This window comes from Sinanaerobacter sp. ZZT-01 (assembly GCF_035621135.1).
In the GTDB taxonomy this organism is placed as follows: Bacteria; Bacillota; Clostridia; order Peptostreptococcales; family Anaerovoracaceae; genus IOR16.
In genome coordinates, this window is record NZ_CP141728.1 from 2225621 (window position 1) to 2238733 (window position 13113).

The 13113-nt window shown below is 37.4% G+C and carries 14 protein-coding genes; 11 read left to right on the forward strand and 3 right to left on the reverse strand.

What is annotated here, in order from left to right; translation table 11 throughout:
* Positions 1-174 precede the first annotated feature (174 nt).
* Positions 175-2310 (reverse strand): methyl-accepting chemotaxis protein, encoded by a 2136-nt coding sequence (locus U5921_RS10635; RefSeq protein WP_324823167.1) that lies wholly within the window; start codon positions 2308-2310, stop codon positions 175-177.
* Positions 2311-2711: 401 nt separating this feature from the next.
* On the opposite strand from U5921_RS10635, the gene purB reads away from it, so the two are divergent.
* From purB to U5921_RS10655, 4 genes are read left to right on the forward strand one after another with little or no spacing between them, the layout of a single operon-like run.
* A complete protein-coding gene (gene purB / locus U5921_RS10640) occupies positions 2712-4145 on the forward strand; it encodes an adenylosuccinate lyase (protein WP_324823169.1) in 1434 nt (477 codons plus the stop codon).
* Between the two features lie 51 nt (positions 4146-4196).
* A complete protein-coding gene (gene proB / locus U5921_RS10645; protein WP_324823171.1) occupies positions 4197-4997 on the forward strand; it encodes a glutamate 5-kinase in 801 nt (266 codons plus the stop codon).
* 46 nt (positions 4998-5043) lie between these two features.
* Positions 5044-5844: a pyrroline-5-carboxylate reductase gene (gene proC, locus U5921_RS10650; RefSeq protein ID WP_324823173.1), complete on the forward strand. Its 801-nt coding sequence runs from the start codon at positions 5044-5046 to the stop codon at positions 5842-5844.
* Between the two features lie 22 nt (positions 5845-5866).
* Positions 5867-6403, forward strand: coding sequence for an NUDIX hydrolase (locus U5921_RS10655; protein WP_324823175.1), 537 nt, complete (start codon positions 5867-5869; stop codon positions 6401-6403).
* On the opposite strand, the gene spoIIM is transcribed toward U5921_RS10655, so the two are convergent.
* A complete protein-coding gene (spoIIM, locus tag U5921_RS10660) occupies positions 6369-6983 on the reverse strand; it encodes a stage II sporulation protein M (RefSeq protein WP_324823177.1) in 615 nt (204 codons plus the stop codon). The genes U5921_RS10655 and spoIIM overlap by 35 nt on opposite strands.
* Before the next feature lie 133 nt (positions 6984-7116).
* Here spoIIM and xerD point away from each other — a divergent pair, with 133 nt between their 5' ends.
* The 6 genes from xerD (at position 7117) to U5921_RS10690 (ending at position 11086) form a co-directional block, all read left to right on the forward strand.
* Positions 7117-8007, forward strand: a complete 891-nt coding sequence (xerD, locus tag U5921_RS10665) for a site-specific tyrosine recombinase XerD (RefSeq protein ID WP_324823178.1) — start codon at positions 7117-7119, stop codon at positions 8005-8007.
* 194 nt (positions 8008-8201) lie between these two features.
* Entirely contained in the window at positions 8202-8549 is a 348-nt protein-coding gene (gene rplS, locus U5921_RS10670) for a 50S ribosomal protein L19 (protein WP_324823180.1), read from the forward strand.
* Between the two features lie 171 nt (positions 8550-8720).
* Complete coding sequence (gene ylqF / locus U5921_RS10675) at positions 8721-9557, forward strand: ribosome biogenesis GTPase YlqF (protein ID WP_324823182.1); 837 nt, start codon at positions 8721-8723, stop codon at positions 9555-9557.
* Complete coding sequence (locus U5921_RS10680) at positions 9554-10204, forward strand: ribonuclease HII (RefSeq protein WP_324823184.1); 651 nt, start codon at positions 9554-9556, stop codon at positions 10202-10204. Before ylqF ends, U5921_RS10680 begins: the two co-directional genes overlap by 4 nt.
* Before the next feature lie 205 nt (positions 10205-10409).
* A complete protein-coding gene (locus U5921_RS10685; RefSeq protein WP_324823186.1) occupies positions 10410-10610 on the forward strand; it encodes a hypothetical protein in 201 nt (66 codons plus the stop codon).
* A complete protein-coding gene (locus U5921_RS10690; RefSeq protein ID WP_324823188.1) occupies positions 10610-11086 on the forward strand; it encodes a hypothetical protein in 477 nt (158 codons plus the stop codon). Before U5921_RS10685 ends, U5921_RS10690 begins: the two co-directional genes overlap by 1 nt.
* Before the next feature lie 181 nt (positions 11087-11267).
* Here U5921_RS10690 and U5921_RS10695 read toward each other — a convergent pair whose 3' ends face one another.
* A complete protein-coding gene (locus tag U5921_RS10695; RefSeq protein ID WP_324823190.1) occupies positions 11268-12140 on the reverse strand; it encodes a LysR family transcriptional regulator in 873 nt (290 codons plus the stop codon).
* A gap of 183 nt (positions 12141-12323) precedes the next feature.
* Between U5921_RS10695 and U5921_RS10700 the strand changes: the two genes are divergently transcribed.
* Positions 12324-13058 carry an aspartate/glutamate racemase family protein gene (locus tag U5921_RS10700; RefSeq protein WP_324823192.1) on the forward strand — a complete coding sequence of 245 codons (735 nt, stop codon included), beginning with the start codon at positions 12324-12326 and terminating at the stop codon, positions 13056-13058.
* Positions 13059-13113: the final 55 nt, after the last annotated feature.

Below are 13113 nucleotides of genomic sequence, written 5' to 3' on the forward strand. Positions count from 1 at the left end.
AATGAAATACTCTTGAAAAATAAAAAGAAAAGTGCTAAAACATATGCATTAAATAAGGATTTGGAGGCATGATTTCCACAGTCAAATAAAAATATTAAATAATCACACAAGAAATATAAAATGGCAGCTAATTTCTAGCTGCCATTTTTGCATTATCTTAAGGATATGCAATGGTTAATATTTTAAATTTAGATCTTCTTTACAAGATGGAATGTCTGGAGTGGTATTTTTTACATTTTCCATTTGTAATTCAGGTTCACATGGTGTTGCTATAAAAGTCGTATCATCGACATCGTCTGCCAGGCGAAATTGAGCAACGAGTTCTTTTAATAATTGTGCTTGGCTGGAAAGCTCTTCACTGGCGGCAGCACTTTCTTCTGCGGTAGCGGAGTTCGTTTGAACAACGGAAGAAATCTGATCCATACCTAAGGTTACGTGATTTATGGAAGAAGCTTGTTCGTTTGTAGCATCGGAAATTTCACTAATAAGCTGTGAAGTTTGTTGTCCGCCATCTACTATTTTTTCCAGTGCACCTGCTGTTTGATCGACGATTTGTGTTCCCTTTTCTACGGATTGGATTGCACTTTCAATAAGGATAGTTGTATTTTTTGCAGCTTCGGCACTTTTTCCGGCAAGGTTACGTACTTCATCGGCTACAACAGCAAAACCTTTTCCGGCGGACCCAGCTCTCGCTGCTTCCACTGCGGCATTGAGTGCAAGAATATTTGTTTGGAATGCGATGTCATCGATTGTTTTAATAATTTTACCAATTTCATTGGAAGCATTGCGGATTTCATCCATAGCCGAAACCATATTTTTCATTTGGCGGTTTGCATTTAAAACTTGCTCTGTATTTTGGTTTGAGACGCTTCTGACGTGATTTGCATTGTCTGCGTTATTTTTAATGTGCTGAGAAATCTCATTAATTGTTGCGGATAGCTCTTCAATGGAGCTGGCTTGCTCTGTGGCACCTTGTGATAAAGCCTGTGCTCCACTGGCAACTTGATCGGAACCGCTTGCGACCTGATCGGCGGAAATTGAAATGTTAGAGAATGTCTGCGTAAAGGTTTTTTGAATATTTAATAAAGAAATTTTGATTTTTGCAAACTCTCCAATGTAATCATATTTTAGATGAAATAGCATGTTTCCAGTTGCTATTTGATCTAAGATTTCGGACACCTCATCAATATATTTTACATAGTCCTTCAATCTGAGAACAGTTCGCTGTAACGAAGATGCGACCTGACCGGTTTCGTCAATTGAGGAAAATTCCATTTGGATATCCAAGTCTCCATCCGCAATTCGGTTTGCAACATCGGAGAGGTGCTTTAAAGGTTTTACGATGCTCCTTGATATCAGGATAATAATTCCGACTAAGATGAGCATAATGATAATACAAATGAAGAAAGAAAGCTTCATAGTATTATTAAAGGTATGATAATACTCAGCCTTTGAGATAGAAGACAAAACACTCCATCCAGTATTACCGATCAGGCTGTAATATCCATATGCCTTCAAATCACCCCGAGAATATGGCGTATATCCTGCTGTGCGGTTATTATATAAGTCTAAAATTTCATTGGAAAAGCCGATATCAGAAATGCTTTTCATAATTTTATCTTCGTCACGGTCAAAAACAATTGTTCCATCATTAGAAACGAATGTAAAGGACCCATCGTTTCCCAGTTTATAATCCGCCATAATCTGACTGAGCTTTTCGAGGTTTAAGTCTAAGCCTACAGCACCAATCATTTTATTTGTAGCACGGTCGTAAACAGGCGCCGCTGTACTGACAATTAATTTTTGCGTAGCTGTGTCTATGTATGGATTAGAAAGAATAATCGTTTGCTTATCCGTTACGTTTTGGTACCATTCTCTTGATGTGACGTCCCAGTCGGCATTGCTTGTGAAGCCATCGGACTGTGTAAGCTGACTTGAGTCAAAATCTGCAATCCATGTTGCCATAATGTTGTCGGTATCAAGAGCAGCCACTTGATCCAAACTGCTTTTAACGTTTGCAAATTGAGGACTGTCTTTTATAGATACTCCCGGTTTAATTTCTTTAAAATAATTCTCTAAATCCGGGTCTTGTGCTAATGTTTCATTCATCTTTAAATATTGCGTAAAAAATTCACTGACTTGATAGGCTGCTTGCCTTGAGTTTGCCGCTAATGAATCAGTAGTTAGAATTTCAATTTCACTTTTTACTAAATTTAAAATCAAAGCAAGTAAGATGGAAAGCGATAATATAACGGGAATGACACTTCCGATTAATATTTTTATTAGGATACTTTTTTTGATTGTCTTCATAAGAGTTACCTTCCTTTCTATTACTTATCCAGCTTGAGTGAATCTCTTGACATTAAAGATATTGAATCATTCCTTTCCCCCATCTTCATGAGTTATTATACTGAATATTTTTTATATTCTAACACTTATGGCGACATTTTTCTACATTTTTTTCATGATTTGGTAGTTTTTTTGTTTGATATAAATAAAATGAAGGTTTTGTAAATGAGGTATTCAAATGTATTTTACCTAGTAAAATGAAAGCCTTCTTTAAAAAATCAGAGTTGGAAAAATTGTATATATAGGTGAATTTTTCAATGTTTCTGATAGGAAAGCAATTGAAATATCTATAAAAATGTAGTATATTATTTAGATTATAGAAGTAAATAAACACCAGTGTTTTATGGATAAGGAGTGTAAGCATGAGTACAGATCGTTACGAAAACCCTTTAATTGCTCGGTATACAAGCAGAGAAATGTCCCATATTTTTTCTTCTGATGTAAAATTTTCTACATGGAGAAGTCTATGGATTGCTTTGGCAGAAGCGGAGATGGAATTGGGATTGCCGATTGATCAGCAACAGATTGATGAAATGAAATCGTTTGCGTCTGCTATCAATTATGAAGATGCAATAAAGAGAGAGAAAGAGACCCGCCACGACGTTATGTCTCATGTTTATGCATTTGGACTGCAATGCCCGAAGGCGCGGCCAATCATACACCTAGGTGCAACTAGTGCTTATGTAGGTGACAATACCGATATCATTGTAATGAGAAGCGGCTTGCGCTTACTTCGCAAAAAGCTCATCCGTCTGCTTTATCGATTAAGTCGTTTTGCATTGGAATATAAAGATATGCCGACTCTTGGATTTACGCATTTTCAAGCGGCACAGTTAACGACGGTAGGAAAACGTGCGGCTTTATGGATGCAGGATTTCTATTATGATTATCTGGAAGTAGATCGCTTGATTGAAGAAATACCACTGTTAGGTGTAAAGGGAACGACTGGAACGCAGGCTAGTTTTGTGGATCTCTTTGATGGGGATATGGAAAAAGTAAAGAAGCTTGACCGCATGGTAGTGGAAAAGATGGGTTTTTCCAAAGTAGTTGCGGTATCAGGGCAGACCTACACGAGAAAACTTGATTATCGTGTTCTTTCAGTTCTTTCCGGCATTGCGCAAAGTGTGCATAAAATGACAAATGATATCCGCCTGCTTCAGCATTTAAAGGAAGTGGAGGAACCATTTGAAAAAAATCAAATTGGTTCATCAGCAATGGCATATAAGAGAAACCCAATGAGAAGTGAACGTGCGGCTTCTTTGGCTCGTTATGTAATGAATCTGGCACAGAATCCCGCAGACACGGCAAGCACACAATGGTTTGAAAGAACGTTAGATGATTCTGCAAATCGGCGTATGTCAATTCCGGAAAGCTTTATGGCAAGCGATGCAATTTTAGATATATGCATTAATATTTCAACAGGCTTGGTTGTACATGAGAAAGTGATTCGCCAGCGTATACTCAGTGAGATTCCCTTTATGGCAACTGAGAATATTTTAATGGAAGCGGTGAAAAAGGGCGGTGACCGTCAAGAACTGCACGAAAAGATTCGGGAACATTCCATGGAAGCCGGAAACCGTGTGAAGGAGGAGGGCCTTGACAATGATTTACTGCGGCGTATTGCTCAAGACTCTGCATTTGGACTTACATTAGAGGACGTAGAGACGCTTTTGACACCAGAGGATTACATCGGAAGATCCTCTCAGCAGACAGAGGAATTTGTATCGGAATATTTAGAGCCTATTTTCAAGGAAGAAAAAGATTGCTTAGGCGAAGAGGTAGAGCTTCGAGTCTAATTCGAGCCTAAGGAGAATGAAAAAATCAGTAGAAAGGCGCATTAAGAAGAAATGAGTACCATAGGAGAATTAATTGAGGAGAGCCGAAAAATTGTAATCAAGCTGGGAAGTAATACATTATCGGATGAACATGGTGAAGTAAACCGCGAAACACTGCATAATATTGTGGAGCAAATTGATGAATTGATTAAAAAAGGCAAACAAGTAATTATCGTTTCGTCAGGTGCCGGAATTTGTGGCATCGGTGCGATAAATAAATGGAGTCGAAAAGGAGATATTAATTACAAGCAGGCATTGTGCGCAATCGGTCAGGTGGAATTAATGATGGCATATAAGGAGTTTTTTATAGAATATGGTATCCATGTAGGGCAGCTTTTGCTTACCAGAGACGATTTTGCAGACCCTAAAAGAAATTTACACATACGAAACACGCTGTTTACTTTGGTCGATGAGGGTGTGGTTCCGATTATCAATGAAAATGATAGTGTCAGTGTCGATGAAATAAAAATAGGGGATAATGATACGTTAAGCGCATTAACTGCAAACTTGTGGAATGCGGATCTTTTAATTTTATTCAGTGATATTGACGGTGTGTATGAAAAAAATCCAAAGGAAGATCCGAAAGCGGAGCTGATTGAAGAGATTTATGACATCGATGGACTGCTTCAGGAGATTGATACAAGAGGAACCAACCAGTTTGGAACCGGCGGTATCTTAACGAAGATCGAAGCCGCAAGACGTGTGAATGCCTATGGAATTCCGATGGTGCTTGTAAACGGAAAGAAGATGGATATTCTTAGAAAAATTACAGCGGATACTGAAAAAGGCACGGTTTTTTTTGGGAAATCGTGAGTATTAGGTTATGGATCAGAATAGTAACAAGAAATAGAGGTGAACGATGAAGATCGGTTTTATTGGAACGGGAAATATGGGTGGTGCGATTATAAAAGGATATTTGGCAGTGAACCCTGAAAAAGCGGATTCTATCTATGTCTATAATCATCACGTAGAAAAGGCACAAATCCTAAGTCAAGAACTGGGCGTTCATAATACGGAGAGCATAAAAGAACTTGTGGAAAATACGGATATTGTGGTTCTGGCAGTGAAGCCAAATGCATTTGAACAGGTAATGCCTCAGGTTGCTGCTTCTGTAAGTGTGCAAAAAACTCTGGTTTCCATTGCAGCAGGTGTTTCCATTTCTTATTTAGAAGGCTTTATGCTTCGTGGTGTCGGTGTCATTCGAGTTATGCCGAATACGCCGTCTTTGGTTGGTGAAGGAATGACTTCTGTCAGCCGAAATAAATCGGTCTGTGAAGAAGCATTTGTACAAGTAATGGATTTGTTCTCCAGTATCGGAAGAGTTCAGGAAATAGGGGAATCCTTGATTGATACTGTGGTTGGAGTCAGTGGTAGCAGTCCTGCATATGCTTATATGTTTATCGAGGCTTTGGCTGACGGAGCCGTTTTAGAGGGTATGCAAAGGAAGCAGGCTTATATTTTTGCAGCACAGGCGGTATTAGGAGCGGCGAAAATGGTTTTAGAAACGGGATTGCATCCAGGGGAACTGAAGGATCAGGTTTGCTCACCCGGAGGAACGACGATTGAAGCCGTTCGTTCCTTAGAGAAAAATAAATTTCGTTCTTCTATTATAGAAGCGGTACATACCTGTGCAGAAAAGTCGAGGAGCATGAGTAAATAAAATACAGAGAGGGGATTGTGTCATGACCTATGAAGAAAAAACCATTTCATCCGAAATGATATATAAGGGAGCTATTTTAAATTTAAGGAAGGATAAAGTTACAGTGAAAGGGGAAGCAACCTCTTATCGTGAGATCGTAGAACATAATGGTGGTGTTGGGATTGCTGCGCTTACTTCCGAAGGTAAAATGCTGATGATTAAACAATTTCGAAAACCTGCGGAAAAAGTGGTTCTTGAAATTCCCGCAGGTAAAAAAGAAATGGGAGAAGAACCCATGATTACTGCCATTCGAGAATTAAAGGAAGAAACGGGATATTCGGCGGATCAGGTTACCTTTTTATCTGCATTTTATTCCTCGATCGGATATTCTACCGAGATCATTTATTTATACCTTGCCACTGGATTGAACGCAGGGGAAACAAACTTTGATGAACATGAAGCCATTGATTTATTTGAATACGATGTGGCAGAGCTAAAAAAAATGGTAATTGAAGGGGAAATCATTGATGGAAAAACGATCAATGCTATCCTATTAGTTGCAGCAAGATTGGGCATATGAAAGACTCAATCAGACATCCTGCCAGCAGGACGATTGAGAAAAGAATATAGTATACAAGATAAGAACCGACATTGTTTGTCAGGTTCTTTTTAATTCCGGTTTTGCGAGCGGAGATGGCATTTCCTGCAAAATTAATTGCACAAGCTGCGGCTAATAAAAAAGTCGGAATTAAAATGATATTTTGAGGAACAATGGTCAACAAAATTAAAACAATACCTTTTAAAGACAAGGTCTCTAAGAGAAGAGCGGATGAAAAACCAAGGGTGACGCCTTTGTATGCTACTGAAAGCAAGGCAACCGGAAACCCAATGACAGTAATTCCCGAAAGTGCAATTAGAATTAACAGCCCCAGATTGTTTCCGAGTGAATTTATAAATATCTGTGGCAAAGAAGTTATATTTTCTGCGAAAAGGTTAGCATTTAGATATTGAGACAGCTCATTTTTATCCTGAGCAGAAAGCATCAGTTCCATAAACGTTCCAATAGAAATACCCACTAGAAAGAAAAAAAGGACAGAAAAAATAGTCGTATTTCTTTCAATAGCAAGAGGAATCAATTTGCTATACATGTTTTTTTTCATGAGAATCACTCCTTTACATTTATACTTATGAACAGCCAGTCCTGAATATACTTAAAAGTTATGATTGTAAACATCATTTCAGTAAGATATACTTTTTTTAGAGAATAAGGCGGAAAAGAAGGGGTTGTTTTTTATGGAAAATTATTTAATGGATTTTATGAGCTATCTTGAAGGGGAAAAAAAATTGAGCCAAAATTCCTTAACTGCATATCGGAGGGATGTGGAAGAATTTTTTACTTTTTTTAAAGGAAGAGCCGCAACCGACATTTGTGAAGCCAGTAATACAGACATAGTCTCTTATTTATTAAAATTAAAAAATGAGGGAAAATCAGGTTCAACCGTCAATCGTAAAATTGCGTCGTTGCGTTCTTTCTTTCGGTTTTTATTTGAGAAAGGTGTGATAAAGGAAGACCCGACGCTTCATATCCGCTCACCGAAAATTGAACGAAAGAGCGTGGAATATTTAAGCATTGAGGAAGTGGAGCGATTGTTAAACCAGCCGGATACTTCCATGAAGGGACTTAGAGATCAGGCAATTTTAGAGTTGCTTTATGCAGCGGGGATTCGAGTGAGTGAAATTACCGGAACCAATGTGGAAGATATCAATTTGCGTATCGGTTTTGTCACCTGTACAGGAGAGCATGGAAAAGCAAGAATTATTCCGCTTGGAAGACCGGCAAGACAAGCCTTGGAAACGTATATTTATGAAGTGCGTCCTAAATTTCTAAGAGAAAAATCACAAGAAGAGACGGCCTTGTTTTTAAACTATTATGGAGAACGCATGACGCGGCAGGGACTTTGGAAACTGATGAAAGAATATGCGAAAGGCGCAGGGCTTGAGCATAAACTTACACCACAGATTCTCAGAAACTCCTTTGCGGTGCATATGATACAAAACGGGGCGGATTTAAAGTCCTTGCAGGATTTATTAGGACATGAAGATATCGCGGCAACGCAGATTTATCTTTCGGTCGCGAAAAATCACATTAAGGACGTTTATGACCGGACACACCCGAGAGCTTGAGCAAAGTAGTGACTTTTGACCGGATTTGATGCTAATTTTACATAGAATCAGCTAGAATGAAATAAATAATTCTTGCAAATAATAAAAGGACATGATATATTATCTAGTGATGTATTACGGGCGGTCCGCTGGATAAAGTGTGAGAATACACGTTGGGATACCAAGAACGTCTATGGAGGAAGGAGGATACAGCAATGGATATTATGAATGTAATTGCACGGGACTATGCAAAAGCAGAGGTACCTGAATTTGGAGTGGGCGATACAGTAAAAGTACACATCAAAATCAAGGAAGGAACTCGTGAAAGAATCCAGATTTTTGAAGGCTTTGTTTTAAAAGAACAAAACGGTGGATTATCTAAGACTTTTACGGTAAGAAGAATCGCTTCCGGTGTTGGTGTAGAAAAAACTTTCCCGATTCACTCACCGTTGATTGCCAAGATCGAAGTAATTCGTAAGGGCAGTGTAAGACGTGCGAAGCTGAACTACATGCGTCAGAGAACCGGTAAGGCAGCAAGAATCAAGACGAAAGAAGCAAAATAAGTATAAGAAACACGATAGGGGGCCGCTAGGTACCCCTTGTTTTTTTATTGGAGTAGAAGCTGTAAACTGCAAGTGGTTTTGGCTATCGTCGAAGAGAACCTTTACTGCAGTTTCGCATGATATAGAAAAAAGAGGAATAAGGGATTTTTTCAAAGAGGAAGGAGAATAGAGATGGAGCATATTAACTGGTATCCGGGGCATATGAAAAAAACCAGAGAATTGATACAGGAAAATTTAAAGGCAGTCGATACGGTGATTGAGGTAATCGACGCACGAATTCCGATATCCAGCCGAAATCCAATCATTGATGAGCTTGTAAAAAGCAAGCAGCGTATCATCATTTTAAATAAGAGCGATTTGGCAGATCAAAGGGCGACAGAAAATTGGATTCGGCATTTTAAAGAGCAGGGGGCGTATGTGCTTACGATGAACTGCATGAGCGGCGGAGGTGTTTCTCAGCTTTTAAAGCTGCTCTCCTCTTTGAGGGATGAAAAGAATAAAGACTCACTCCGGAAAAAACCACTCCGAATGATGATTGTCGGCGTGCCGAACGTTGGAAAATCTTCCTTAATCAATCGCCTGACGGGAAAGAAAAGCGCGAGAACCGGAAACAAGCCGGGCGTAACGAGAGGAAAACAATGGCTGAACCTAGGAAACGATATGCAGCTTTTAGACACTCCCGGAATTCTCTGGCCCAAATTTGAAGATCCCAAGGCAGGACTTGATCTGGCATTTTGCGGTTCCATTAAAGATGAGGTTTTAGATATTGCAACGCTTGCACTGGAGCTGATTACAATCCTATGCAGGGATTACCCGGAACTGCTGGTTGAACGGTATAAGCTGGAGCAAATCGAAGAAACTCCTCTCGCGACGATGGAAGCGATTGCAAAGAAGCGTGGATTTATTCAATCAGGCAACCGCTTTGATTATGAGAGAACCGGAAGAACCGTCATGGATGAATTTCGCAGCGCACAGATTGGAAATATTACATTGGAGAAGTGCATATGACAAAGGAAGAACGATTCGAAGCATTGAAGGTGCGCCTTGTTGAGATGAAACGGGTAGAGGCGGCGCTTTATGAGAAGGGAATTCGAAGCATTGCCGGAGTAGATGAAGTGGGACGAGGCCCGTTAGCCGGGCCTGTAGTAGCTGCCGCGGTCATTTTACCGGAGAATTTTTCTGTACTTGGCGTAGACGACTCAAAGAAGCTTTCTGAGAAAAAAAGAGAAGAGCTCTTTGAGAGAATAAAAGAAGAAGCGAGTTGCTATGCGATTGGGCTCATAGACAATCAACGAATTGATGAAATCAATATTTTAGAAGCGACAAAAGAAGCAATGTCACAGGCAATTGAAGGTCTGTCGAAAAAGCCGGAGCATATTTTAATTGATGCATTGACACTAAAAAATATAGATATTCCACAAACTGGGATTGTACACGGCGATAGCACCAGCGTTTCCATCGCTGCCGCATCCATTTTAGCAAAGGTCACAAGAGACCGTATGATGGGCGAATATGAGAAAGAATACCCTTACTACGCATTTGCTAAAAATAAAGGCTATGGAACAAAAGCACATTACGCAGGTCTTGACCTTTACGGAGCCTGTCCGTTACATAGAGAATCCTTTTTAAGAAAATATTATGAGAATAAAAAATAAACAAGTAGATTTGTATTTATATATTGATAAAAGCCTAAGATATCAATCCCCCTTTCGGATTTAGAATAGCAATATTTAAAATGATAATATAAAATATTTGATGTTTTTTTGGAAATATAAAAAAGATTGAATCTTTAATAATATTGATATAAAATAAACTAAATTGGGAATTAGTAGCTATGTTTTTTAAGAAAGGGGAATAAAGATGAAAACAAGTAAACGAAAGATTTTAAGTATGTTGCTAATGCTAACGATTGTATTTTCTTCTATTTCTGTCACATCTGCGACAGAAATATTGGTAGAGAATGTACCGACTGATATACAAATTATTGAGGTTAGCGAAAATGTGTCTGAACAAGAAATTGACCACTTTGGTACTGTTGTAAGAAATGTAGTGCTAAACTAATGGATAAAGACAAACTGTACGCTAAGTATAAAGAACAGGTGCTGCCTGGTGAAAAATCATTAGATCAAATAATTGATTTTTTAAAAAATAAAGTAGATATAGAACAAATTAATTTTAACATATTACCTGAAAATATAAGATCTGGGTCAATTTATAATGTTATTCATAGTTTACGAAATGAGAGAATTAAAGAAAAAACGGAAAATTTAGATTTTTTGGTGTATAAGATGATTAAAAATGATAGGAGTTCTATATATTATTCATCATATATACATACCTCTCCAAATCAAGACTATGATATTATTTATCTAATTATAGAAAAGAGCACAATGTGTCTCCAGAGTAATTGCAATAGGTTGATTACAGAATTACTTATTTATCAAGGAGTAAGTGAGTATGACTATACAAATAAAACACTTATGTTATATTCTTATTTTTCAATTTTAGAGAATCCTAGGCCCTGCCTTAGCTTATGAACCCCTGCATTAATTCATATTCGGATTTAGCGGCATCATTTTCTTGGCATTTTTTCTTTTCGTTTCTTCACTAACTGTTTTCATAAAACACTCCTTTTCTAATAAATATTTTAATCTATTAGATCGGAGCGTCACAAGTTTAATATACCATTACACTATTCCATACCTTGGTGTCTATAGTCTATATATCAGCTTCGAAAACTTGTAAAAATTCTTTGGCGATGTATGATAAATGTCTGTCTTTTAGCCATAACAGAGTTGTTCTTGTTTCCAAAGATAACTCATTGATCTCTCGACAAATTATATTGGGATTTGAGATAAGCCCAGTAGCTGGTTTAGGCACAATTCCAACGCCCATCCCTGTTTCTGCCCATGATATTATCGATCTAACGTCATCACATTCACAAAGTATTCTAGGCTTAAATCCGGCCTTCTTACATGAGCTAACTATCATTAATTCAAATCTGCGATCTATTATTAGGGGGGTGTTGATAAGATTAGTTACCGATATGAATTCATTTTCTCCCTGTAAGTACAAATCATTCTTGGTTATAGCCATCATTGGATCAAATGGTAAGCTAATTGAATCAAAAATCTCAGAATTAAATGGAGTTCTAACGATTCCAATATCTATTATTCCTTTAGTCAGCATATCTAATATTCTATAGGTATCGCCTTCCCGTATTTGAAAATTCAAGCTAGGGTATTTTTCATGAAAAGAATATAGCAATTCTGGTAAAAGTATTCCACCTGAAGATGGTACAGTACCCACTGATAATACACCTAAAAATTCTTTATTATAATTTTTTAATTCATTGATAGTAGTATCTACTAACTGCAAAATTTGCTCAGCGCGATATTGTAAAAGTTCCCCAGCACCTGTTATTTGGAGTTTTTTAGTAGTCCTTTCTATTAGTTTTATTTCAAGTTCCTCCTCAAGAAGCTTCAATTGATGGCTAAGAGGTGGCTGAGCTATGTGCAGTCTTTCAGCAGCTTTGGTTATGCTGCCCTCCTCAATAATTGCAAGAAAATAATTAAGTTGTTTAATATCCAAGAAAATCACTCCTTTGATTTATATTTAAAAAGTATAAATAAGATATATTTATAGTATTTTTCATATATATTATACGGTGCTATAATGATGTTGTAAATCAGAATAATTGAAAATCGCGATATCATATTCTTATTAACATAATTTGAAAATAAAAATAAATATAAATTCGGTGGTGATTTAATAATGTCTGATATAAATTTTAATAATGAGCATTTGAATAATAAAACAATTGGAATACTAGGTGGCATGGGGCCACTTGCAACGGATGATCTTTTCCATAAAATTATTATTCTTACAGAAGCTAAGAATGATAATGAACATATCCATATACTGATTGATAATTATACTGCCATACCTGATAGAACTAGTTATATTTTAGGTTATGGGGAGGATCCGACGAAATACATGGTAGAGGCAGCTATGAAACTGCAATTGATGGGTGCTGATGTCATAATAATGCCATGCAATACTGCCCATTACTTTTACGATGAAATAGTAAAATACCTTCGTATACCTTTTATTAATATGATTGAAGAAGTTGCTAAAAAAATAAAAAAGGTTAAACCTGATGCCAGTAAGATAGGATTGTTAGCCACAGCAGGAACCTGCAAGTCCGGAGTTTACGATAAGATATTAAAAAAGTATGGTATTAAAGTTATAAAACCAAATGGTGCAGATCAGGACAAAATTAGTGATCTAATATATGGCATTAAAGCTGGACGAACAGAATACAACTCGGGCGATATCAATTCTATAATTTCTTATTTCGAATTGCAGAACATAGATACTGTAATATTAGGTTGCACAGAACTGCCTGTAGCTTTCCAGATGATGAATATAAAAGGCAATTTTATTGACCCAACTAAAATATTAGCCCAGAGCGCAATTGAAATGGTGGGAAGAAAAGCTATGGATTAAACTCTATAGTATAAGCAGAATATAATTAATGATAATTAGAATATATAAAACTACA